23 protein-coding genes are annotated in these 25,552 nt (G+C 40.7%); all 23 read left to right on the top strand.

All coding sequences use genetic code 11. The annotated features are described in order from the left end of the window. Window positions 1–131: 131 nt before the first annotated feature. The 23 genes from pnp to NSQ54_11205 all read left to right on the top strand — a co-directional run bounded on the left by pnp (window position 132) and on the right by NSQ54_11205 (window position 25,414). On the top strand, window positions 132–2,246 hold the full coding sequence (gene pnp / locus NSQ54_11315; protein WYP24923.1) for a polyribonucleotide nucleotidyltransferase: 2,115 nt from the start codon (window positions 132–134) through the stop codon (window positions 2,244–2,246). 103 nt (window positions 2,247–2,349) lie between these two features. Beyond that, window positions 2,350–3,360, top strand: a complete 1,011-nt coding sequence (locus NSQ54_11310) for a polysaccharide deacetylase family protein (GenBank protein ID WYP24922.1) — start codon at window positions 2,350–2,352, stop codon at window positions 3,358–3,360. A gap of 19 nt (window positions 3,361–3,379) precedes the next feature. Next, entirely contained in the window at window positions 3,380–4,597 is a 1,218-nt protein-coding gene (locus NSQ54_11305) for a pitrilysin family protein (protein WYP28543.1), read from the top strand. A gap of 90 nt (window positions 4,598–4,687) precedes the next feature. Next, window positions 4,688–4,933, top strand: coding sequence for a YlmC/YmxH family sporulation protein (locus NSQ54_11300; protein WYP24921.1), 246 nt, complete (start codon window positions 4,688–4,690; stop codon window positions 4,931–4,933). A gap of 180 nt (window positions 4,934–5,113) precedes the next feature. Continuing rightward, window positions 5,114–6,007: a dipicolinic acid synthetase subunit A gene (gene dpaA, locus NSQ54_11295; GenBank protein WYP24920.1), complete on the top strand. Its 894-nt coding sequence runs from the start codon at window positions 5,114–5,116 to the stop codon at window positions 6,005–6,007. Further along, complete coding sequence (locus NSQ54_11290) at window positions 6,004–6,597, top strand: dipicolinate synthase subunit B (GenBank protein ID WYP24919.1); 594 nt, start codon at window positions 6,004–6,006, stop codon at window positions 6,595–6,597. Before dpaA ends, NSQ54_11290 begins: the two co-directional genes overlap by 4 nt. 105 nt (window positions 6,598–6,702) lie before the next feature. After that, window positions 6,703–7,749, top strand: a complete 1,047-nt coding sequence (asd, locus tag NSQ54_11285) for an aspartate-semialdehyde dehydrogenase (protein WYP24918.1) — start codon at window positions 6,703–6,705, stop codon at window positions 7,747–7,749. A gap of 14 nt (window positions 7,750–7,763) precedes the next feature. Beyond that, window positions 7,764–9,011: an aspartate kinase gene (gene dapG, locus NSQ54_11280; protein ID WYP24917.1), complete on the top strand. Its 1,248-nt coding sequence runs from the start codon at window positions 7,764–7,766 to the stop codon at window positions 9,009–9,011. 4 nt (window positions 9,012–9,015) lie between these two features. Further along, a complete protein-coding gene (gene dapA / locus NSQ54_11275; protein WYP24916.1) occupies window positions 9,016–9,879 on the top strand; it encodes a 4-hydroxy-tetrahydrodipicolinate synthase in 864 nt (287 codons plus the stop codon). Between the two features lie 236 nt (window positions 9,880–10,115). After that, window positions 10,116–11,783: a ribonuclease J gene (locus tag NSQ54_11270; GenBank protein ID WYP24915.1), complete on the top strand. Its 1,668-nt coding sequence runs from the start codon at window positions 10,116–10,118 to the stop codon at window positions 11,781–11,783. Between the two features lie 141 nt (window positions 11,784–11,924). Then, window positions 11,925–12,644, top strand: a complete 720-nt coding sequence (locus tag NSQ54_11265) for a ClpP family protease (GenBank protein ID WYP24914.1) — start codon at window positions 11,925–11,927, stop codon at window positions 12,642–12,644. Continuing rightward, a complete protein-coding gene (locus NSQ54_11260; GenBank protein WYP24913.1) occupies window positions 12,641–12,862 on the top strand; it encodes a YlzJ-like family protein in 222 nt (73 codons plus the stop codon). Before NSQ54_11265 ends, NSQ54_11260 begins: the two co-directional genes overlap by 4 nt. Before the next feature lie 116 nt (window positions 12,863–12,978). Continuing rightward, window positions 12,979–15,363: a DNA translocase FtsK gene (locus tag NSQ54_11255; GenBank protein WYP24912.1), complete on the top strand. Its 2,385-nt coding sequence runs from the start codon at window positions 12,979–12,981 to the stop codon at window positions 15,361–15,363. A gap of 30 nt (window positions 15,364–15,393) precedes the next feature. Further along, on the top strand, window positions 15,394–16,113 hold the full coding sequence (locus tag NSQ54_11250) for a GntR family transcriptional regulator (protein ID WYP24911.1): 720 nt from the start codon (window positions 15,394–15,396) through the stop codon (window positions 16,111–16,113). Between the two features lie 205 nt (window positions 16,114–16,318). After that, window positions 16,319–17,611, top strand: a complete 1,293-nt coding sequence (locus NSQ54_11245; GenBank protein ID WYP24910.1) for a pitrilysin family protein — start codon at window positions 16,319–16,321, stop codon at window positions 17,609–17,611. Continuing rightward, window positions 17,592–18,878, top strand: coding sequence for a pitrilysin family protein (locus tag NSQ54_11240; protein WYP24909.1), 1,287 nt, complete (start codon window positions 17,592–17,594; stop codon window positions 18,876–18,878). Before NSQ54_11245 ends, NSQ54_11240 begins: the two co-directional genes overlap by 20 nt. Beyond that, window positions 18,875–19,603 carry an SDR family oxidoreductase gene (locus tag NSQ54_11235; protein WYP24908.1) on the top strand — a complete coding sequence of 243 codons (729 nt, stop codon included), beginning with the start codon at window positions 18,875–18,877 and terminating at the stop codon, window positions 19,601–19,603. The genes NSQ54_11240 and NSQ54_11235 overlap by 4 nt, the downstream gene beginning before the upstream one ends. A gap of 78 nt (window positions 19,604–19,681) precedes the next feature. Further along, entirely contained in the window at window positions 19,682–19,930 is a 249-nt protein-coding gene (locus NSQ54_11230; protein ID WYP24907.1) for a DUF3243 domain-containing protein, read from the top strand. Window positions 19,931–20,128: 198 nt separating this feature from the next. Continuing rightward, window positions 20,129–20,896: a DUF3388 domain-containing protein gene (locus NSQ54_11225; GenBank protein WYP24906.1), complete on the top strand. Its 768-nt coding sequence runs from the start codon at window positions 20,129–20,131 to the stop codon at window positions 20,894–20,896. Between the two features lie 20 nt (window positions 20,897–20,916). Then, complete coding sequence (locus NSQ54_11220) at window positions 20,917–21,804, top strand: helix-turn-helix domain-containing protein (protein ID WYP24905.1); 888 nt, start codon at window positions 20,917–20,919, stop codon at window positions 21,802–21,804. 169 nt (window positions 21,805–21,973) lie between these two features. Beyond that, window positions 21,974–22,552, top strand: a complete 579-nt coding sequence (pgsA, locus tag NSQ54_11215; protein WYP28542.1) for a CDP-diacylglycerol--glycerol-3-phosphate 3-phosphatidyltransferase — start codon at window positions 21,974–21,976, stop codon at window positions 22,550–22,552. A gap of 16 nt (window positions 22,553–22,568) precedes the next feature. Then, complete coding sequence (locus NSQ54_11210; GenBank protein ID WYP24904.1) at window positions 22,569–23,816, top strand: competence/damage-inducible protein A; 1,248 nt, start codon at window positions 22,569–22,571, stop codon at window positions 23,814–23,816. Beyond that, window positions 23,813–25,414 (top strand): DEAD/DEAH box helicase, encoded by a 1,602-nt coding sequence (locus NSQ54_11205; protein WYP24903.1) that lies wholly within the window; start codon window positions 23,813–23,815, stop codon window positions 25,412–25,414. Before NSQ54_11210 ends, NSQ54_11205 begins: the two co-directional genes overlap by 4 nt. The last annotated feature ends 138 nt before the right edge of the window (window positions 25,415–25,552 follow it).

The following is a 25,552-nucleotide window of genomic DNA, read 5'->3' as shown; positions in this document are numbered from 1 at the left end:
AAAGCGGGGACTTGTTCCCGCTTTTTTCTTGGTTAGATGTTAATTTGTAAATTCATAATTATGCTCATCACCAATGCTGGTCATACTAGGATGAGCGTCATTTATTCTGTGCAAGAGAGGAGTACGCGCAAATGGAACAAGGTAAACAAGAATTTTCAATGGAATGGGCAGGACGCACTTTGACAGTTGAAACAGGTCAACTTGCTAAGCAAGCAAACGGTGCTGTACTTGTCCGTTATGGAGACACTGCCGTACTATCTACAGCTACAGCGTCAAAGGAACCAAAGGATCTTCCTTTCTTTCCACTTACTGTGAACTATGAGGAACGCTTATATGCAGCTGGAAAAATCCCTGGTGGATTTATTAAACGAGAAGGTCGTCCAAGTGAGCGTGCTATTTTAACAAGTCGCTTAATTGACCGTCCAATCAGACCGTTATTTCCAGATGGATTCCGTAATGAAGTACAAGTTATCAGTATTGTTATGAGTTCAGATTTAAATGCATCATCTGAGATGGCTGCTATGATCGGTTCTTCAATGGCATTATCAATCTCTGATATTCCTTTTGCGGGTCCAATTGCGGGTGTAACGATTGGCCGAATTGACGAAGAATTTATTATTAATCCTTCAACAGATCAATTAGCCAAAAGTGATTTAAACCTAGTGGTTGCAGGTACTAAAGAAGCAATTAACATGGTAGAAGCAGGAGCACAGGAGCTTTCTGAGGAATTAATGCTTGAAGCCATCATGTTTGGTCATGATGAGATCAAAAAGCTTATTGCTTTCCAAGAAAAAATCGTTGCCGAAGTAGGAAAAGAGAAAAAAGAAGTCGTTTTACGTACAACGGATGCAGAACTTGAAGCGAAAATTCGCGAATTAGCTGAGGCTGAACTAAAGCAAGCTGTTCAAGTTCAAGAAAAACATGCTCGTCAAGAAGCAATTGACGCAGTGATTAAAAAGACAATTGAACCGTTTGAAGAAGACGAAGAAGTGTCTGTATCTGAAGTAAAAGAGATTCTTCAAAAGTTTGTAAAAGAAGAAGTAAGACGCTTAATCACTGTAGAAAAAGTACGTCCAGATGGACGAGCTATCGATGAAATTCGTCCCCTTTCTTCAGAGGTTGATTACTTAACAAGAACACACGGTTCTGGGTTGTTTACTCGTGGACAAACGCAAGCACTAAGTATTTGTACGTTGGGTGCACTAGGAGATGTGCAAATTCTTGATGGTCTTGGTTTAGAAGAATCGAAACGATTCATGCATCACTATAATTTCCCTCAATTTAGCGTTGGTGAAACAGGTCCAATTCGTGCGCCTGGCCGTCGTGAGATTGGACACGGAGCATTAGGTGAGCGTGCACTTGAAGCCGTTATTCCTTCTGAGGAAGACTTCCCGTACACGATTCGTTTAGTATCTGAAGTACTTGAATCAAACGGATCCACTTCACAAGCAAGTATTTGCGCAAGCACACTTGCAATGATGGATGCTGGGGTTCCGATTAAAGCTCCTGTAGCTGGAATTGCCATGGGTCTAGTAAAACACGAAGAGCATGTAAGTGTTCTAACAGATATTCAAGGTATGGAAGATGCACTTGGAGACATGGACTTTAAGGTAGCAGGTACGAAAGACGGAATCACTGCCTTGCAAATGGATATTAAGATTTCAGGAATTGATCGTACGATTTTAGAAGAAGCGCTTGCTCAAGCTAAACGCGGTCGCATGATTATCCTTGAAAATATGTTGTCAGCAATCGGTGAGCATCGTTCAGACTTATCTAACTACGCTCCTAAGATCATGACGTTGAAAATCAATCCTGATAAGATTCGTGACGTGATTGGACCAAGTGGTAAGGTCATTAATCAAATCATTGAAGAAACAGGCGTGAAGATTGATATCGAGCAAGATGGTACAGTTTACATCTCATCTACTGAAAAAGAGATGAACGATAAAGCACGTAAAATTATTGAAGATATCGTACGTGAAGTACAGCTTGGCGAAACGTATCTTGGTAAAGTAAAACGAATTGAAAAATTCGGTGCCTTTGTTGAATTATTCAAAGGAAAAGACGGCTTAGTTCACATCTCTCAACTTGCTGAAGAACGAGTTGGCAAAGTAGAGGATGTTGTGAAAATTGGTGATGAAATCTTTGTACGTGTGACAGAAATTGATAATCAAGGGCGCGTGAACCTTTCTCGTAAAGTGATTTTAAAGGAAGAGAAAGAGAAACAAGCTGAAGCAAAACAATAAGAAACAAGACAAGAAGGACTGGATTAGTGCCAGTCTTTTTCGTGTTTTCATCGTTCTACCTTGTCCTCCTCTTGCATACATTCGGTGTTGAGGAGGTTTTGTTATGAAAAAGGGTATGATGCATTGTGGTTTAGTCTTAGTGTTGATTCTATTAACAGCTGGAGCACTACAAAATCCATTTTCACTTTCATATGTTGATGCAATTAGGCAAACACAGGCAGAAGCCGTCTCTACCAAAGAGGATGCTCTTTATCAAGAGATAATAGAACAAGCAAAGGCGTATTTAATCCCTCCCGAGGATGCGCGAGTAGATAAAGTGTGGAAGGCGGTTCCTGGTTTAAACGGTGTACAGGTTGACGTTCAAAAATCGTATGATAAGATGAAGGAACTTGGAGAATTTAACGCAAGTTTGCTTGTGTTTAAAGAAGTTGAGCCTGAAGTGCATTTAGATGACCTTCCTCCCTCTCCCATCTACCGAGGTAACGATCAAAAGCAAATGGTGAGCTTACTAGTAAACGTTGCTTGGGGAAATGAATACATTCCTGATATTTTAAAAACAATGAAACGGTACGATGTGAAGTCCACCTTTTTCCTCGACGGTTCGTGGGTTCACAATAACCCGAACGTTGCCAAAATGATCTATGAAGAAGGTCATGAAATAGGGAGTCATGCATACTCTCATCCAGATATGCAGACCATTTCAAAAGCAGAAATTGTTGATCAGCTTGAGCGAACAAATGATGTTATTGATGCCACGCTGGGTGTGACGCCCAAGTGGTTTGCGCCACCAAGTGGAAGCTTTTCAGATACAGTTGTACAAGAAGCAGCAAAACAAGAGATGCACACCATTTTATGGTCTGTTGATACGGTTGATTGGCGAAAACCACAACCACAGGAAATGGTTCAGCGAGTGCTCGGCAAGGTGCATCCTGGAGCGATGGTCTTGATGCATCCGACAGATTCGTCTGCTAGAGGGTTAGAACAGCTACTTGCAGGCATAAAAGAAAAAGGTTTTGAAATTGGTACGGTGTCCGACTTGTTAGCAGAAACGCGAACAGAGTTTCCGAAACCAACGGACAAAAGTAGGGGGTCAGAGATTGATACAGAAGATTGATTTACCAAATGGCGTTCGAATGATTGTAGAGCCAATCTCAACCGTTCGATCGGTTTCTATGGGCATTTGGGTTGGAGCGGGTTCGAGACATGAAACAGAAAAAGAGAATGGCTTGTCTCACTTGCTTGAGCATATGTTGTTTAAAGGAACAGAATCAAGAACACCACATGATATCGCGGAGGCATTTGACCAAATCGGTGGTCAGGTGAATGCTTTTACCTCTAAAGAATATACATGTTACTATGCAAAGGTGCTTGATGAACATGCAGGCATAGCTTTAGATGTGTTACAGGATATGTTTTTCAATTCGACCTTTGATGAGGTTGAACTTGAAAAAGAGAAAAATGTCATTTTAGAAGAGATTCGTATGGTTGAGGATACACCGGATGACCTTGTACATGAATTACTTAGTGAGGCATGTTACGGAAATCACCCATTGGCATACCCAATTTTAGGTACCGAAGAACGACTCGCTTCATTCACATCAGATGATTTGCGTTCGTATATGGATCGTTATTACACAGGGGATTATGTTGTGATTTCTGTTGCTGGCAATGTGAATGATGAACTAATTGAACAATTAAAAACAACATTCGCTAAAGTAAAGCCGACAGATTCTCTCCTTAAAGAGAGTACGATCTTAACGATCCCTCAATTTGTACAAGAAAATAGAATTCGTGCAAAGGATGCGGAGCAAGCGCATTTATGTATTGGATATAACGGTTTATCCATTGAAGATCCATCTATTTATTCATTGGTTCTTTTAAATAATACATTTGGTGGAAGTATGAGTAGTCGATTGTTTCAAGAGATCCGTGAAAAGAGAGGATTATGTTATTCTGTCTTCTCCTATCACTCTTCCTTCTCTGATAGTGGAATGTTAACTGTTTATGCTGGCACTGGCATTTCTCAGTTAGACGAGCTTGTAGATGCTATACACCACACGACAGGGGAAATGGCCTCTGGTGGAATGTCAGCCAAAGAATTAAAAAATGGGAAAGAACAGCTTAAAGGCAGCTTAATGCTTAGCTTGGAAAGTACAAACAGTCGAATGAGCCGGAATGGAAAAAACGAGCTCATGCTTGAAAAACATAAATCCCTTGATGAAATGCTAGATGAAATTAACCGCGTCACTCTCGATTCTGTAAATGAGTTGGCGGAGCGCATCTTAACTTCAAAGCCTGCCGTATCTCTTGTTAGTACAACAGGTGAATGGCCACAAGCTTTAAAGGGGTAACAACAGAGATCAGTCCATAGTTGGACTGGTCTTTTTTTGTTTGAAAAATCATAGGGTATACAAAGAAACGATGTGAGAGGAGAGGGGAACATGAGGCTAAGTGAAATTTCAAGTAAGGAAATTGTAGATTATCAAAAAGGGGAACGATTAGGTGTATTAGGGCAAACAGATCTTTTAATTAACGAGGAAACAGGTGAGATTACAGCTTTTATCATACCTACTTCTAGGTGGTTCCAGTTTGGAAAAAAGGATCAGGTTGTGACCGTCTATTGGCAGCAGATTAAAAAGATTGGAGAAGATATGATTATTATCGATGTAGGATCCGTCTCAACATAAGGTATACGTTAAAGAACATGTGTCATTTGGGAGGCTCCCCGGATGACACATGTTTTCATTTAGAGAAGGATTCACTGATTATCACTCCCTACATATGATAAATGCAGATAACCGAACTAGACATAAGTCTGTATGAGCTCTCATAGAGACTGGTGGCATTCAGTATAAAGGAGGGTTTGTGTGTTAACGGATAAACATATTTTATTAATTGGCGGAGATGCCAGACATTTAGAGATTATTCGCACCTTATCTACATTAGACGCAAAAATTTCACTCGCTGGCTTTGAACAGTTGGATGATGGGTTTATAGGCGCTTCAAAAATCACTTTAGATGATGTTGATTGGACAACAGTGGATGCGATCATTTTGCCTGTTAGCGGCATGAGTGCTGATGGATGGATTGAAACTGTCTTTTCGAATGAGACTCTTTCCCTAACACTTGCTCAACTTGAACAAACGCCAACGCATTGTACGATTTACACAGGTATTAGCAATGACTTTTTAGATCAGCTTCACCATAAAGCCAAGCGGCCCCTTGTCCGGTTAATGGAGCGTGACGATGTAGCGATCTTCAATTCTATCCCTACCGCTGAAGGGGCACTCATGATGGCTATTCAACATACTGACTTCACCATTCACGGTGCAAATGTGGCCGTTTTAGGTTTGGGCAGAATTGGTATGACAATTGCCAGAAGTTTTGATGCGATAGGAGCCAATGTAAAAGTAGGAGCTCATGATTCTGCGTTACTTGCGCGAATTAGTGAAATGGGCTTAAAGCCATTTCATACAAAACATATCTTAACGGAATTAAAAGATGTTGATATTTGTATTAACACGATCCCTTCTCGCATGATCACGGCACGTGTACTCGCCGAGATGCCACTTCATGCCTTTATTATTGACCTGGCCTCTAAGCCAGGCGGCACCGATTTTAGATATGCGGAGAAACGAGGAATGAAAGCCATGCTGGTTCCCGGGATGCCGGGAATTGTTGCACCTAAAACAGCTGGAAAAATACTAGCTACCATTCTTGCTGATCAACTGAAGAGTGACGACGAGGAGGACGCATCATGAATTTAAAAGGAAAACATATTGGATTTGGATTAACGGGCTCACATTGTACGTATAGTGAAGTACTTCCGCAAATGAAGAAGCTTGTAGAACTTGGTGCAAAGGTTACACCATTTGCAAGCTATACAGTAGAAACAACAGATACGAAATTCGGAGAAAGTGAAGACTGGTTAAGACAGATTGCAGAGATCACACCAGAACCATTAGTTAATTCAATCGTCAAAGCCGAACCATTTGGTCCAACAACTCCACTTGATTGTATGGTTATTGCCCCTTTGACTGGGAATTCAGCTAGCAAGTTTGCTAACGCATTAACCGATAATCCGGTTTTAATGGGAGCTAAAGCGACACTCAGAAATGGGAAACCTGTTGTTCTTGGAATCTCTACAAATGATGCACTGGGATTAAACGGGATGAATATTATGAAGTTAATGGGAGCTAAACATATTTACTTTATTCCATTTGGTCAAGATGCTCCTGACAAGAAGCCAACATCAATGGTTGCGAGAATGGAAGCTCTCCCAGCTACAGTTGAAGCAGCACTTGAATCAAAGCAAATCCAGCCTGTCATTGTTGAAAAATATCGAGATTAGTCAGCGGAGGTTGCACAAAAATCCTTTTTCCCGTAAAGTTTAATAGAGTATAGGCATTATGCCAAAGAGAATATGAACTTGTTGGATGGGAAGGGAGAAAGATTCATGTCAAATAATGGTTATCATATCGCAGTAGTTGGAGCAACAGGTGCAGTAGGACAACAAATGCTAGCAACTCTTGAGAAAAGAGCATTTCCTATTGCAAGTTTAAAATTATTGTCTTCAAAGCGTTCGGCAGGAAAAGAGCTCTCTTTCAAAGGAACAACGTATACGGTGGAAGAAGCAACTCCTGAATCGTTTGAAGGCGTTCAAATTGCTTTATTTAGTGCAGGGGGTTCTGTTTCGAAAGCATTAGCTCCAGAAGCAGTCAAGCGTGGGGCAATTGTGATTGATAATACGAGCGCTTTCCGTATGGATACAGAAGTACCATTGGTTGTACCTGAGGTTAATCCAAAAGATCTTGAGTGGAATAAAGGCATCATAGCAAATCCAAATTGCTCAACGATCCAGATGGTTGCAGCTCTTGAACCTATTCGTCAAAAAGTCGGCTTAAAGAAAGTCGTTGTTTCAACGTATCAAGCTGTATCTGGCGCAGGCCTTGAAGCAGTTGATGAATTAAAAACACAAACAGCTGATCTACTTGCTGGAAAAGAAGCGAAACCAGAGATTCTTCCAGTTGGTGGAGATAAAAAGCACTATCAAATTGCCTTTAACGCCATTCCGCAAATTGATGTGTTCCAAGAAAATGGTTATACATTTGAAGAAATGAAAATGATGAATGAAACGAAAAAAATTATGAATATGGCTGATCTTGAAGTTGCTGCTACATGCGTTCGTCTCCCAATTGAAACAGGGCATTCAGAGTCTGTATACATTGAGACTGAACAAGAAGGACTGACTGTAGCAGATTTAAAAGAGTTACTTGCATCAGCACCTGGTGTGACTCTTCAAGATGATACAGCAAACCAAGTATATCCAATGGCTGCGCACGCAGTAGGTAAAGACGATGTGTTTGTTGGTCGTATCCGTCGTGACTTAGATCGTGCGAATGGGTACCACTTCTGGGTTGTTTCCGATAACCTTCTAAAAGGTGCAGCATTAAATTCAGTTCAAATTGCTGAATCTCTTATTCAGCAAGACCTATTATCATAAGAAGAGTGTGAGCTATGAAATTAATCGTTCAAAAATTCGGAGGAACTTCCGTTAAAGATGATCAAACAAGAAAACTCGCAGCAAATCATGTTCGAAAAGCAGTTGAGGATGGACTTAAGGTTATTGTCGTTGTGTCGGCTATGGGGCGCTCTGGCGACCCCTATGCGACAGATACATTGCTTGGCTTAGCGAGCACTGATCTTGAAAAGCGTGAGCAAGACCTTTTAGTTTCATGTGGAGAAGTGATCTCATCCGTCGTATTTAGCGATCTATTAAAATCGTATGGATTAAAATCTCGAGCGATGACAGGTGCGCAGGCAGGTTTTAGAACCAATGATGAATTCTCCAATGCCAAAATACTTGATATGAAATCTGACCACCTACGTGGATTACTAGCTCAACATGATGTGTTAGTTGTTGCAGGCTTTCAAGGGCAGTCAAAAACAGGTGAAACTACAACACTTGGTCGTGGTGGAAGTGATACATCAGCAACTGCATTAGCTGCGGCAGTGAACGCAGAGTGGGTTGATATTTTTACAGATGTTGAAGGGGTTATGACGGCAGATCCCCGTATTGTAGAAAAAGCAAGACCTCTTGAAGTAATGACATACAATGAAATTTGTAATATGGCTTATCAAGGTGCCAAGGTCATTCATCCGCGTGCAGTGGAAATAGCCATGCAAGCGAAAATCCCCATTCATATTCGTTCAACGTATTCAGACAAAAAAGGTACGTTAATCACAACGATGAATGCAAGTGGAGCGGGAAGTGATGTTCAGGAGCAGCTGATTACAGGAATTGCTCACTTGGCGAATGTGACACAGATTAAAGTTGCTGCACACGAAGGCCAGTACGATGTACAAGAAAAAGTGTTTAAATCAATGGCAATGGCAAAAATCAGTGTAGACTTTATTAACATCTCTCCAAGTGGAGTTGTTTACACAGTAATGGATACGGCAGCTGATCGAGCCATTGAAACGTTAACTAAATTAGGGTTTAAACCAGAAGTGCAACGGAATTGTTCAAAGGTTTCTGCTGTTGGAGCAGGAATGACTGGAGTTCCTGGTGTAACAGCGAAGATTGTTAGCGCACTATCTTCTGAGAATATTCAAATCCTACAGTCTGCAGATTCTCATACAACGATTTGGGTTTTAGTTAAAAATGAAGATATGAGCAAAGCAGTTAATGCACTTCATCATATGTTTCAACTTGAAGAAGCAGGACTCGGACAAGAATTGTTATCCGGAACTGAAGGAGAGTGAACAGATGGACTTCGGTCAGATTGTAACTGCCATGGTTACTCCTTTTAATGATAAAGGAGAGCTTGATTTAGGAGCCAGTGCCGAACTAATCGACCACTTGATTGCCACGGGTACAGAATCACTCGTTGTAGCTGGAACAACAGGAGAATCTCCTACACTTACAACAAATGAAAAGCTAAAGCTGTTTGAATTTGTTATCGGGTACACAAACAAAAGAATTCCCGTAATACTTGGAACCGGAACGAATGACACGGCATCTTCAATTGAGCTCTCAAAGCATGCTGAGAGACTAGGAGCCGATGCAATTATGGCCGTAGTCCCTTATTACAATCGTCCAAATCAAGCGGGAATGATTGCACACTTCAGTGAACTAGCAGCGAATACTTCTCTACCTATTATGCTGTATAATGTTCCGCATCGTACAGGTGCCCATATGCTTGATACAACAGCAATTACTCTTTCTAAAATCGAGAACATTGTGTCGATAAAGGAAGCAAGTGGCGACCTAGAGCAAATGGCATCTATTATAGATGGAACGCATGCATCATTTACCGTTTATAGTGGAGACGATTCGCTTACCTTACCTGCTCTTTCAATTGGGGCAAATGGAGTCGTATCGGTTGCGTCACATGTAATAGGGAATGAGTTAAAAGAAATGGTTCATGCTTTTACATCTGGGGATACAAAGCGAGCAGCAGCGCTCCATCTGAAGCTTTTACCACAGATGAAAGCATTATTCCTGACTCCTAATCCTGTTTGTGTGAAACATAGACTCTCACAAATTGGAGTTCATACCGGAGAAACTAGACTACCATTGGTGCCTCTCACATCAGAAGAACAGGCAAAGGTTGATTCCTTTTTCAAGTAACTTGTTTAACCCGACTCAAAGTAGTCGGGTTTTTTGTTTGTTATGGTTCCATCTTGTCTTTCATTAGAAAAATAAGGTATACTGATTCTAAGTGATGCGTTCGGGTGCTTATCATGGATTGATAAGTGTAAGATGAATAATAAAAACAGGGGAACGGAATCGACCAGGCGACCTATCGAGGAAGCCGATATTGACTTGAATTATTGATGTGTATATATGTATAGGAGGAAAGACCATTGTCGAAGCAGATTAATGAGAAAATTCGCGTATTTGCCCTTGGCGGCGTAGGCGAAATCGGAAAGAATATGTACGGGGTAGAAGTAGACGAAGACATTATTATAATTGATGCAGGTTTAATGTTCCCAGATGATGATATGCTGGGTGTAGACATTGTGATTCCTGACATCTCTTACCTAACAGAACAAGCGGATCGAGTGAAGGGAATTATCTTAACACACGGCCATGAGGACCATATTGGCGGATTGTCATACGTACTTAAAAAAGTAAACGTACCCGTATATGGAACAAAACTAACGCTTGGACTTGTTGAAGAAAAGTTAAAAGAAGCAGGAATCTTACGTTCTGTAAAATTAAAAACCATTGATGCTAAGTCCAGAATCAAAGTGGGATCAACATCCGTATCCTTTTTCCGGACAAGCCACAGTATCCCGGACTGCGTAGGCGTATGCGTAGAAACATCACAAGGTGCGATTGTACATACTGGTGACTTTAAATTTGATCAAACGCCGGTTGATGGAAAACAAGCTGATATCGGGAAAATGGCCAATATCGGTCATAAGGGTGTACTTTGCCTTCTTTCAGATAGTACAAATGCAGAGCGTCCAGGTACAACAAAATCAGAGTCAGAAGTTGGTGCTGGAATTACGGAAGTATTCCAAAAAACAACAGGACGTTTAATTGTAACTTCATTTGCATCAAACGTACACAGAATCCAACAAATCATTGAAGCCACTTCAAAAGCGAACCGTAAGCTTGCGATCGTTGGTAAAAGTATGATTCGAGTGATTTCGATTGCTACTCGTTTAGGGTACCTAAGTCCTCCAAAGGATTTAATTATTGAATTAGATGAAGTTAACAAGTACAAGCCTGAACAAATTGTTATCTTAACAACAGGTAGTCAAGGAGAAACAATGTCTGCGCTAACGCGTATGGCAAAAGGAGCTCATCGTCAAATTACCATCAATGCGTATGATACAGTTATCATTGCTGCTTCTGCGATTCCTGGTAATGAGAAATCCGTTTCAGCTGTCATCGATAAACTACACCGCATTGGAGCGGACGTAGTGTATGGTTCATCAAAAGTTCATGCGTCAGGTCATGGTAGTCAGGAAGAACTAAAGCTGATGTTAAACCTGATGAAGCCAAAATACTTCCTACCTGTTCATGGAGAAATCAGAATGCAACATGCTCACCGCCAATTAGGTCTAGGTGTAGGTATTCCTGAAGAGAACATCTTTATCATTGAAAAAGGTGAAGTGATTGAATTTACGAACAAACAAGCACGTCGCGCAAGCAAAATTCCTTCAGGAAACGTTTTAATTGATGGCCTAGGGGTTGGGGATGTTGGAAACATCGTTCTGCGCGATCGTCGACTACTATCAAAAGATGGAATTCTTGTTGTCGTTGTTACATTAAATAAGAAAACAGGTACCATTGAATCTGGTCCAAACATTATTTCTAGAGGATTTGTTTATGTAAGAGAATCCGAACAGTTACTTGAAGATGCAAATGAACTTGTAAGTGATATCCTTAAGAAATGTATGTCTGAAAAAGTAAGTGAATGGTCTTCTCTGAAAAGTAACGTTAGAGAAGGGTTAAGCAGACACTTATACGAGAAAACCAAAAGACGTCCAATGATCCTTCCGATTATTATGGAAGTGTAATGGTATAGTTAAATAAGGTACTAAGAGAGGCAAATGATTCGCATCGGATCATTTGCCTTTTCTTTTACCAATCGTAAGCGCATGAGCATTCTCTCTTGGGAACATACTACGTTTATGTGAAGAATAAGGAGAGTGGATGTTATGAACAACAGATCTGAACAACAGCCAAGTGAGCAAGGAGAAAAGAAATCGTCATTAGTTGAAAAGATTCAAGAGCTAGGACAGACAAATGTTCCCGAGATGGAAGCGTCCAATATTCATTGTCTTGTAGTCATCGGACAAATAGAGGGACATATGCAATTACCTCCTCAAAATAAAACAACAAAATATGAGCATATCATTCCACAACTTGTTGCGGCGGAGCAAAATTCTAAGATTGAGGGATTACTCATTATTTTAAATACTGTTGGAGGCGACGTTGAAGCTGGACTGGCCATTTCAGAGATGATTGCATCCATGTCGAAGCCTTCTGTGACATTAGTTCTTGGTGGAGGACATTCCATCGGTGTTCCAATTGCTACCGCTTCTAACTTCTCTTATATAGCCGAAACAGCGACGATGACGATCCATCCTATCCGTTTAACAGGAATGGTTATTGGTGTACCACAGACCTTTGAATACTTAGACAAAATGCAAGAACGTGTGATTAAGTTTGTAACCGCACATTCAAATATTACTGAAGAGAAATTCAAAGAGCTTATGTTTTCTAAAGGAAATTTAACAAGAGATATTGGAACAAATGTGATTGGAACGGATGCGGTAGAATATGGTCTGATCAATGAAGTAGGTGGTATTGGGAAGGCGATGAAAAAGCTAAATCAATTAATTGAGGAAAATAAACAAGGAGAGATTGTGCAATGATCCTATACACAATGACTCCATATGATGAGATTTTTCCACCAACCAATCAGGATTTTACTCAGCAACAAACCATCCCGATTCAAGGGGGGCAGCTTGTTGTGGAACCACTTCAAGACGGACGATATAGGGTAGTTCGTCTTGTTGCAGGTGACGTCGGTCTCTATCTGCAAGATCAATTTACACCTGGAGCAATAATTGACGCAAATCATCTAATTTAATTGCTCGTACGTCGAACGGATTATGCTATAATAATAGCCATCGAATACATGAAAAGCAGCCTTAGGGCTGCTTATTCATATGAGGTTAGATGAATGAATAAAAGGGTGACCGTATTATGGCAAGACGCAAAAAACGAAAGAAGACTAATTGGAAGTCGCAGCTGACCTACGAAATTGTGGGCCTGAGTTTACTCGTAGTAGCCGTAGTAACACTGGCGAGGTTAGGCAGTGTAGGCGAGGCTTTTGTTCGTTTGTTTCGTTTTTTTCTAGGAGAATGGTTCTTTCTCTTGGCCATCGGGCTACTTGTTGTTTCATTGTATATCATGTTTAAGCGAGCGAAGCCAGCGTTTTGGTCAAGGAGGATGGCAGGATTTTATATTATTGTGCTTTCTCTAGCATTACTTGGACATTGGAGTTTATTTCAATCTCTTGGAGCACAAAGTGGGTTTTCTGATACATCAGTCATACGAAATACATGGCACCTCTTTTGGCTTGAAGCAAGTGGTAACCAAACGGGCGGAGAGCTCGGCGGAGGAATGATTGGAGCCGTTGCCTTTGCGGTGAGCCATTTCCTTTTTGCAAGTGGTGGGACGGTATTTTTATGTATAATCCTAATGATTATTGGAGTTATTCTTATCACTGGCCGTTCCGTTGCTGAATTACTTGGAAAAGGATTTAGAAAAACGTATCTTGGCTTTATCGACTTTGTGAGCTCTTTATTTAAAGAAGGCATGCAGTGGAGTAAACAGTCTAAAGAAAAGATGAAAGAAGAACGCGCAAAAAGAGAAGAAAAGAAAAAAGAACAACAGAAACAAGAAGCTACACCTGAACAAATCCGTCCAACTCGAACGTCACGTAAAGTGACTGAGGAAGTGACAGAAGAATCAGGACAAGCTGAAATCCCTGAAATTGTGGACTTTTCTCAAAATGCGTATCAAGAACAGCCAGTTGAGCGTAAGACAACAAAAGATCCTGTAAAAGCAGAAGATGACATAAGTAAGAGTGAAGACTCTACGGAAGAAGAATCTACTACAGGTTCGCTTGTCACAGCAGGGGAAACAAACGAATCATACATATTACCTTCTTACGAACTATTAAAAGCAGCTTCTTCACCAGGACAGCATCAAGAAAAGCAATTACTTACATCAAATGCTAGGAAGCTTGAGCAAACGTTAGATAGCTTTGGTGTAAAAGCACGAGTGACCAAGGTACATTTAGGGCCAGCTGTTACTAAATATGAAGTAAATCCGAACATCGGGGTGAAAGTGAGTAAGATCGTCAATTTAGCGGACGACCTTGCCTTAGCACTTGCTGCAAAGGATATTCGAATTGAAGCACCTATTCCGGGCAAGTCGGCCATAGGGATAGAGGTTCCAAACAAAGAAGTGGCGATCGTTTCATTAAGAGAAGTTTTGGATTCAACAGCTTCAAAGGCTGACGAGCATGTGTTATCTGTTGGACTTGGGCGCGATATTTCTGGTGAACCTGTCCTTGCTCCACTTAATAAAATGCCGCATTTGCTTGTAGCCGGAGCGACGGGAAGCGGAAAAAGTGTATGTATTAATGGAATCATTACTAGTATCTTAATGAAAGCTAAGCCTCATGAAGTAAAGCTAATGATGATTGACCCTAAAATGGTTGAGTTAAATGTATATAATGGAATTCCACATCTATTAACACCTGTTGTAACTGAGCCGAAGAGAGCGTCACAGGCTCTTAAGAAAGTCGTTGCAGAAATGGAAAGAAGGTATGACCTTTTCTCACATAGTGGAACAAGGAACTTAGAAGGCTATAACGAATTAATTAGAAAGCAAAATGAAACTGGAGATGCTAAGCAACCGTTCTTACCTTACATTGTAGTTATTGTCGATGAGCTTGCCGACTTAATGATGGTTGCCTCTGGAGATGTAGAGGATTCCATTGCTCGTTTGGCACAAATGGCCAGAGCTTCAGGTATTCATATGATTATAGCGACACAGCGTCCATCTGTTGACGTTATAACGGGTGTAATTAAAGCAAACATTCCTTCTCGTATCGCATTTGGTGTATCATCGCAAACGGATTCAAGAACTATTCTCGATTCCGGTGGAGCCGAAAAGTTACTTGGACGTGGAGACATGCTCTATCTGCCGGTTGGCGCAAACAAGCCTACTCGAATTCAAGGTGCGTTTTTATCGGATGAAGAGGTAGAGGAAATTGTAAACTTTGTCATCTCTCAACAAAAGGCACAATATCAAGAAGAAATGACACCTACAGAAGAAGCAGAAGCACCAAAAGAAGAAGTGCAAGATGAGTTGTATTTATCAGCGGTTGATTTAGTAGTTGAAATGAATACCGCTTCTGTTTCAATGCTTCAGCGTCGATTTAGAATTGGATATACTCGGGCAGCAAGGTTAATTGATGAGATGGAGCTGCGAGGAATTGTTGGAAAATATGAAGGAAGCAAACCGCGTGAAGTATTAATTTCTGCAAAACCTGAGGATGAAGCATCTTCCTCATAAGCTGTTAAGAAGAGAATGGGGGGAGAGACTGTGATCAAAACAGATTACAGACCACTGTATTTACAAGTGATTGACAGGTTGCGGCAAGATATAGAGAAATATGACGAAGGAAAACAGCTTCCATCAGAATTTGAGCTAGCGAAACAGTTAGGTGTCAGTCGTGCAACCTTACGAGAAGCCCTACGACTTTTAGAAGATGAAGGATTGGTCGTTCGTAGACATGGAGTGGGAACCTTTGTGAATGCAAAACCAATGCTCACTGCAGGCATTGAAGAGTTATCTAGCGTAACAGATATGATCCGTAAGGCGAACATGGAGCCTGGTACGATCTTTTTATCTGATTCCGTGCTAGAAGCGACGGAAGAGGATCAAGAGCTATTTGGATTACCAAAACTAGATCAAGTGTTTCAAATTGAACGACTTCGTACAGCTGATGACGTACCCGTAGTGTATTGTTTGGACCGGGTACCGTATGAGTTACTTAGCAATCATTCCGTTCTTGAAACAAAATCACTTTTTCAATTTTTAACGGACATCGGAAAGATTATTACGCATGCTGTAACCTACATTGAACCCATTGGATATCATGAAAAAGTATCAGAATTACTTGAATCGGATGCTGGATCAGCCTTACTTCTACTTAACCAAACACATTATGATCAAAATGATCAACCTATATTATATTCTCAAAATTATTTTCGAGCAGATAAATTTAAGTTCCATGTCTTGCGGAAGAGGTATATGTCATAATCATTAAAAATAACAAATCAAAAGCGGCAAAGTGATTCAGTAACAGGATCATTTTGCCGTTTTTGTTGTAGAGGAACTCTTAATGGTCTACTATTTTAATTAAAATCAAGCGTCCCGAGGCATGAATGATTCCTAATTATGGTATACTAGAATGATATGCTAGTGGCTAAATGAAGTGACATATAGAAAGGAATGAGTCCCAACGATGGAACAATCAGAACAGCAATTTACACATCAAGGTATGAATGTACATGTGATGAAATCGGACAAATTTAAAACAACTACGTTTATGGTTATGCTTCGTGCGCCTTTATCAAAGGAAACCGTCTCATTGCGTGCGCTTTTGCCTCACGTTCTTCAAGGCGGAACTGAAAAATGGCCTACAAGACAAAAGCTTCGTGTGCATTTAGATGACTTATACGGAGCTAGACTTAGCGGGGATGTTCGTAAAAGTGGGGAGCAACATGTGATGACCTTTTTTATGGACGTGGCCAATGAACGTTATTTAAAAGACTCAGAACCTTTACTTCAACAAGCCTTGGACGTTTTAGCTGATGTACTCATTAACCCTGTGACTGAAAATGGAGCGTTTATGAGTGATGTGGTCGAGAGGGAAAAAAGAACATTAAAACAACGAATTGAATCGGTGTATGATGATAAAATGCGTTATGCAAATATGAGAGCAACCGAATTAATGTGTGAGGGAGAGCCATATGCAATCCCGGCATTTGGTGATATAGAAGGAGTAGAAGCGATCACAGCCGAAACTCTATACACCTATTACAAGACGATGCTCCAATCAGATCAAATTGATCTTTATGTAGTAGGAGATGTAGATGAGGATGAAGTGTCAAACTCCATTCATCAAGCCTTCACTTTGCCAAAAACTACACCTCACGAGGCAAGCGTTCGTGTTGAGACTCCTTCTGTAAAGGAAGTAAAGGTCCTCTCAGAAAAACAAAAAATCAAGCAAGGTAAGCTAAATATGGGATTCCGTACTCACACTTTTTACGGAGATCAAGATTACGCAGCGATGCAAGTATTTAATGGGTTGTATGGTGGGTTTGCACACTCCAAATTATTTATTAATGTACGTGAGAAAGAAAGCTTAGCGTATTATGCGGCCTCCAGACTGGAGAGTCATAAAGGGATTCTGATGGTTATGGCTGGAATTGAGTTCGATAAATACGAACGCGCAGTTGAGATTATCAAAGAACAGTTTGCAGGTATGGGTCAGGGTGACTTCACGGAGGATGAGATTGAACAGACAAAATCCATGCTCATTAATCAGCTTCTGGAAACCGCTGATTCCGCTTCAGGGCAGATTGAACTCCATTACCGTGAACAATTAAGCCAAGCCAAACAATCGGTTGAAGCGTTAATTGAGCAAATTAAACAGGTGACAAAAGAAGACATACAAGCGTGTGCAAACAAATGTCAGCTTGATACGATTTTCTTTTTGAAGGGAGAAGACGAACATGAAACAAGTTCCATTTAACCAACTAAACGAAACCCTTTATCAAGAAATACTTGAAAATGGCCTTCATGTTTATATCCTTCCAAAGGAAGGGTTTAATAAAACATTTGCGACATTTACAACAAAGTACGGATCGATCGATAATCGCTTTGTTCCGTTAAATGAGTCAGAAGAGCGTTTAGTTCCAGACGGAATTGCCCATTTTTTAGAGCACAAAATGTTTGAGAGTGAAGAAGGAGACGTGTTTCATGAGTTTAGTAAGCAAGGAGCTTCTGCTAATGCGTTTACTAGCTTTACAAGCACTGCCTACTTATTCTCAAGTACATCAAATGTCGAAAAAAATCTTGAGACATTAGTGGATTTTGTTCAGCACCCATATTTTACACCTGAGAGTGTAGAAAAGGAAAAAGGGATCATTAATCAGGAAATTACCATGTATGATGACAATCCAGACTGGCGATTGTACTTCGGAGTAATTGAAAACATGTATAAAAACCACCCTGTTCGAATTGATATTGCTGGTACCATCGAATCCATTTCCCATATAACCTCTGACTGGCTGTACACGTGCTATCACACCTTTTATCACCCGAGTAATATGCTCTTATTTGTTGTAGGTGCGGTCGAACCAACCGAGGTTATGCAGCAAATTAAAGCGAACCAAGCTGGTAAATCATTTGCACCACCTGAGGATATTCAACGCTTTTTTGAAGAAGAACCGGATCAGGTAGCGAAAGAAAAAAGCGTGATCCATATGCCGGTTCAAGCTGCTAAATGCTTGGTTGGTATTAAAGAAACCGGAACGGATCGCACAGGAAATGATTTATTAAAAAGAGAGCTGGCTATTAAAGTTATCCTTGATCTTATGTTTGGTCAAAGCTCCAAGCATTATCAAACGTTATATGATTCTGGATTAATTGATGATACGTTCTCTTATGACTACACAGGTGAACGTGGTTTTGGTTTTACCATTGTTGGAGGAGACTCAGAGGATCCTGATAAACTAGCTGATACGTTAAAGTCCATGATCCAAGAATTTGTAGCGGGTGAAATTGACTCAACAAATATGGACCGAGCGATTAAAAAGAAAATTGGATCGTTTATGCGTTCATTAAATTCACCAGAATTTATAGCCACTCAGTTTACGCGATATGAGTTTAATGACATGAATTTATTTGATGTGGTTCCAATGCTTGAGTCTTTAACAAAAGAAGATCTTGAAACGATTATGCGTGACCATTTTGATCTGTCCAGGTCTACGGTCTGTCAGGTACGACCAGAAGAATGAGTGGGAAGAAACACATCTTAATTACAGGAGCTACTGGAGGAATTGGTGCGGCTATAGCGGTTGCACTGGCTTCTCCAGATGTTTTATTAAGTATCCATTATCATTCAAATAAAGACAAAGCAGAATACGTTCGACAAATGTGTGAACAACGTGGTTCAGATGTGTATTTTGTTCAAAGTGATCTTCGTTCTTCTGCTGGTGTAGATAAGCTTGTAGAGCAGTTAGTCATGCCTGTAGACGTACTTGTAAATACTGCTGGTCATTCATTACAAGGGCTAGTCACAGATCTGACAGATCCCGAATTAATGGATGTGATGACGGTTCATCTTTTATCTCCCATTAAGCTAACAAGAGCACTTTTGCCCCATATGATCTCAAGAAAAGCGGGTAAAATACTCCTCATTTCTTCTATCTGGGGAGTGACGGGTGCTTCGTACGAGGTGGCTTATTCTTCTGCTAAAGGTGGATTAAACAGCTTTGTTAAAGCACTTGCAAAAGAAGTGGCTCCAAGTGGCATTCAAGTAAATGCGGTTGCACCTGGTGCGATTGAAACAAACATGATGTCCGGGTATGAACCAGATGAGCTACAACAGATTAAAGATGACATTCCAGCCGGAAGACTTGGCAAGCCAGACGAAATAGCTGATGCGGTTTCGTTTTTAGTGAGTGATCAATCAAATTATATTAACGGGCAGATCATTGAAATAAATGGAGCCTGGCATTAAGACTTTCATTTTCCCTGCATAAAATTGTACGAATGACAAAACCTAATCATGCAGTACAATTTAAGGGAGGAATGAACAATGTCTGTAGTAGATAATTGGGATCACTGGAAAGAGTTTTTAAATTCTCGTTTAGACGAAGCTCAAGATAAAGGCTTGTCTGATGGAGTGGTATCAGATGTGGCTTACCAGGTTGGCGAATATCTAGCTGGCCAAGTTGAGCCAAAGAATGATCAAGAACGTGTGCTTGCTGATTTATGGAAAGTAGCAAGTGAAGAAGAGCAACACGCTATTGCCAATATGATGGTAAAGCTAGTCGACCACAAATAATGTGTGGGCACCACTTCAATTGAAGCGGTGCCTTTTTCATGAATATGTGGGTGGAAACCGAATAATATATACGACAACTATAAAAATCCTTTCAATTGAGTGTAAAATCCATTATCATTAAAAAAAGTAGTGAAATTTTTAGCTGAATTTGTCAGAACCATGCTCCATAACATTTTGTTGGACAAGGCGGTGTCGTATATGAAAGAATGGTACTTCGAATACCAGTTATTAGAAAACAGGCCTGGGATTCTTGGAGATATTTCCTCATTGCTTGGGATGCTTTCAATTAACATTATGACCATTAATGGTATTGATGATAGTCGGCGAGGAATGCTACTTAGTAGTGAAAGCGATGACCAAGTAGAGCGATTTAAGTCGATTTTACATACGATTGGCAGTGTGTCTGTAACGAAATTTCGTGAGCCGAGGGTTCGTGATCGATTAGCGATCAGACACGGGCGTTATATTGAGAGAGATGCCGCAGAGCGTAAGACGTTCAGATTTATTCGTCGTGAGCTAGGTCTATTGGTTGATTTTATGGCAGAGCTTTACAAACGTGATGGGCATTACTTAGTTGGAATTCGTGGAATGCCTCGTGTTGGAAAAACGGAGTCAGTGGTTGCCGCAAGTGTGTGTGCAAATAAACGCTGGTCTTTTATCTCTTCTACGTTACTTAGACAAACAGTACGCAGCCAATTGGCTGATGATGAATTAAGTGGAGATCATATCTTTATTATTGATGGAATTGTCTCTACGATGAGGTCTACAGAAAAACATAGAACCTTAGTATCAGAAGTCATGAGACAGCCTGTTGTAAAAGTTGTGGAGCATCCGGACATTTTTGTTCGGGAAACGGAATATGAACTTGAGGATTTTGACTGCATTATTGAACTGCGTAATGATGAAAATGAAAAGATCACCTATGATGTAGTCGAACCAGGATTCTCTTCCTTTGATATTAGCTAAAGGTGTAGGTGGGTGTAAGAATGTCAGAACTCGGAAACGAATTAAAGCAAGCACGTGTGGATAAGGAGCTATCTCTAGAAGATCTACAACGTACAACAAAGATTCAAAAAAGATATTTAGTCGCTATTGAAGAGGGGCGTTTTGACTCTCTACCAGGTATGTTTTATGCAAGAGCGTTTGTTAAGACGTATGCAGATGCTGTAGGGCTTGATTCTACAGAATTATTAGAAACCCACAAGAATGAATTGCCTAAGCCAAGTAAAAGTGAGGAAAGTATTCCATCGAGATCAGAGCGACGGAAAACAGTCGCGGAAGCACCTGCTAAAAAATCACGTGCTGTCTCGTTTATTCCACTCATTTCTATTATTGTCTTTGTCATTGTGATTGTAGCAGCAATATTCTTAATTCAATCCAACTTGAGTGGCAATAATGATCCTGTAGAAACGGATAACAATCCAATTGATGCAGAATACGGAGATCCTGTTGAATCAGAAGATGAGTCTGAAAACGAGGAACCGTCAGAAGAAGAACAAGCAGAAGATGAGAATCAAGGATCTGTAGACGCCGAAGAAGAAGAGGCGGAGCCAGAAGAATCAGTTAGCGAGCTAACGCTTGATGAAAGCACTGGTAATACATCTTTCTTTACACTCGAAGCGGATACAATGAACGTTCGAATTGAGTTTGCTGGTGATTCATATGCAGACATCAAAGATGGTAATGGTGAGTTCCTGATTGCTTCTTCTCTATTTCAAGATGGTGATGATATTACAGAAGACTATAGTGATGAAGAATCCATTCTAATCAACCTTGGTGCTTCTCAAAATGCAACTGTGTTCATTAATGATGAAGAAGTAGAGCTTCCACTTGATGTGGTACATCAAAAGCTTGAGATCTCATATCAGCCATAAGAAAAAATCGTTTTTGTCATGATGGCAAAAACGATTTTTTTCGTTTGCTGAAAAGGCTATGTTTTAACCTTTGCAGAAAGGTTATGATACAATAATGAAACGGTTACCCCTTAAGTGATAAGAATTAAAGGATGAAGACCAGAAATTGTTTAAGAAAGAAGGGGCTAAGTTGAATCTGCCAAATAAGATTACAATCTCACGCATTTTATTAATTCCGATTTTTATGCTTTTCCTTTTAGTTGATTGGCCATTTGGAGTGCTTTCGTTTTACGGAACGGAGCTTGCTATTTCAGACCTTATAGCCGCGCTCATTTTTATTTTTGCTTCTGCTACTGATTGGCTGGATGGTTATTTTGCAAGAAAGCTTAATCTAATCACTAATTTCGGGAAGTTTCTTGACCCGCTAGCAGATAAGCTACTCGTAACGGCTGCACTGATCGGACTTGTTGAATCAGGAGCTGTTGCAGCATGGATGGTTATTATTATACTAAGTAGGGAATTTGCTGTAACAGGGATACGTTTAGTGGCAGCTGCAGATGGGGATGTCATTGCAGCAAGTCAGTTGGCTAAATGGAAAACAACTGCACAGATCATTGCGATTGCTGCTTGTTTGTTACATAATGTTCCGTTTGCTGCATTATCCATTCCGTTTGATCAAATCATGATCTGGATTGCGACGATCTTAACGATTATCTCAGGTGTGGACTATTTCATAAAGAGTAAGCATGTCATTCTAAAATCAAAATAATATGGGGGAATGAAACATGAACGCAGAAATTCTTGCAGTTGGTTCTGAATTATTGTTAGGTCAAATTTTAAACACGAACGCTCAATATCTATCCAAACAGCTTGCTGAGCTTGGAATAGATGTCTACGTACATACCGTGGTTGGAGATAATGAGAAACGGTTAACGGAGTCGTTGGAGCTCGCTGCGAACAGAGCCGACCTTGTAATCTTAACAGGTGGTCTTGGTCCAACAAAAGATGATTTAACAAAAGAAACGGCGGCAACGTTCTGTGGTCGTACATTAGTCCATGATGAAGCGGCTTTGCGCTCTATTGAATCGTATTTTGAAAAACGTAATCGACAAATGACACCGAATAATCGAAAGCAAGCACTTGTGATTGAAGGCTCGACGGTTCTAAAAAACCATACAGGAATGGCTCCAGGAATGTATGTAGAATCAGACAAATGTAAGCTTGTCCTTATGCCAGGACCTCCAAGAGAGTTACAGCCAATGTTTGAGCTTGAGTTAAAGCCGCTCCTGATAGATGGATCTGGTACAGCCATCACATCTAGAGTTCTTCGTTACTTTGGGATTGGTGAATCACAGCTTGAAACAGATCTTGAAGACTTAATCGATGCACAGACAAACCCAACGATTGCGCCACTCGCAGGTAACGGGGAAGTGAAGCTACGCTTAACCGTGAAGCATTCGGATGAAACGGAAGCAGAACGTCTTTTAGATGAAACGGAAGCTGCCATTCAAAAACGGGTAGGAGAATACTTCTATGGCTATGGTGAAATTGGGTTGATGGAGCAATTATCCATCCAATTAAAAGAAGCCAAGTTAACCCTCTCTGCAGCTGAAAGCTTTACAGGTGGACTTTTCACTTCAGGTTTAACCTCTTACAAAGGGGCATCGTCGATTTTTGTTGGAGGAATTTCAGCATATTCTTCAAATGTGAAGGAAGATATCCTGCAAGTGTCGAATGATACGATTAAGCAAAGTGGGGTAGTAAGCGAACCATGTGCAAGTGAGATGGCGAGCTCTGTTCGTAAGATGTTTAAATCAGACATCGGAGTGTCATTTACAGGAGTTGCTGGTCCGGATCCGCAAGAAGGAAAAGAACCAGGTACTATATTCATTGGAATAAGTGGTCCAGATTCAAATGTGACCGTGTATCCACTTAGCCTGAGCGGAAACCGTCAAGCGATTCGTGAACGCGCTGTAAAGTATTGCTGCTTCTACTTATTGAATGAATTAAAAAGGTGGCATGCAACAACATGACTTATTTTACCGATTTTGACTTATCTGATCCGGTTAAACAAGCCATTCGGGATATGGGTTTTGAGGAGCCCTCTCCCATTCAAGAAAAAGCCATTCCACCCATTCTCCGTGGTGGAGATGTCATTGGTCAGGCACAGACTGGAACAGGGAAAACAGCAGCATTTGGTATACCAGTTGTAAATAAGGTAACAAATGAACAGCACGTTCAAGCGCTTATTTTAACTCCAACTAGAGAACTGGCTATTCAAGTATCGGGTGAATTACAAAAGCTGTCTGTCTACAAGCAAATTCGCACATTACCTATCTATGGTGGACAGTCCATTGGCCATCAGATTCGAGCGCTTAAGCAAGGTGTTCATGTTGTCATTGGGACGCCGGGGAGAGTACTCGATCACATCAGACGTCAAACATTAAAGCTCGATCGTGTGCATACCGTTGTGCTTGATGAAGCAGACGAAATGCTTGATATGGGATTTGTTGAGGATATTGAAACCATTCTTAGCCATGTAAACGATACAAGACAAACATTGTTATTTTCAGCTACGATGCCGTATGCCATCCGTAAGCTATCTAAGAAGTACATGAACGAACCATCTATGGTAACTATTAATAAAGGTGAAGTAACAGCACCTCTTGTTGAGCAACGTTATTACAAGGTGCTCGAACGAAATAAGATTGATTCTTTATGCCGGATTATCGACAGTGATCATGTAGAACTTGGGATTTTATTTTGCCGTACCAAAAAAGGGGTGGCTGAATTAACCGAGGCCTTGCAAGCTCGTGGCTACTTAGCAGATGGCTTGCACGGGGACCTGTCTCAGCCACAACGAGATGTCGTGATGAAAAAGTTTAGAGATGCAACGATTGATTTTTTGATAGCAACAGACGTAGCGGCTCGCGGGATTGACGTTCAGAACGTCAGTCATGTCATTAACTATGATATCCCACAAGATCCTGAAAGCTATGTTCACCGCATCGGACGCACAGGTCGAGCCGGACGCACAGGTCTTGCTTTGACACTCGTTACGCCTAGAGAAATGAAACACCTTCGTTCAATTGAACAAGAAATTAAAATGTCCATTCCTGCTTATTCTGTACCAACTCTTGAAGAAGTTGTTTTGAAACAACAAAGTACATGGAAAAAGCTTGTTTCAGATACAATTGATACTGATGTTGCGAGATCGGATCTGTTTGAACCTCTTGTACAAGAACTTTTATCTGATTACACGGCTGAAGAAGTTGTGCAGGCATTACTAACCCTTCAATTTTCAACGGATTCAACCTCTGATGATTCAGGGTACCAATTTGGAGAAACAGGCGGGGCAGCAGGTATGATTCGCTTCTTTATTAATGTGGGCCGTAATGTGAATTTGACTCCTAAGATTCTCTCTGAAGAGATTTCTAGACTCGTAGGGATTCAAGCATCAAGCATAGGCCGAATGGATATCTTTGATAACTTTACATTTGTAGATGTCCCTGAAGAGTCAGCTCCATTTGTGTACGAAGCCCTTCGTCACTCACGTATAAACGGTGCGAGGGTAAATCTTGAACCCGCTAAACCACGTCCTAAACGCCCTAAACGTGGTACGACCTCATAATGAAGGAAATGCAGCGTATACACGTACTGCTGCATTTCTTTATCCTATTACTCCTCTTTTTTTAAACGATTTCCATATGCTAACCTCCCCCCACTTTGCTGCCTTAAAAAAATGCGAATAAATGTTCGGTTTTCTCTT

It is taken from the genome of Alkalihalobacillus sp. FSL W8-0930 (assembly GCA_037965595.1).
Lineage (GTDB): Bacteria > Bacillota > Bacilli > Bacillales > Bacillaceae_D > Alkalicoccobacillus.
Note: the sequence above shows the minus strand (reverse complement) of the source record. Positions and strands in the feature narration are given on the sequence as shown.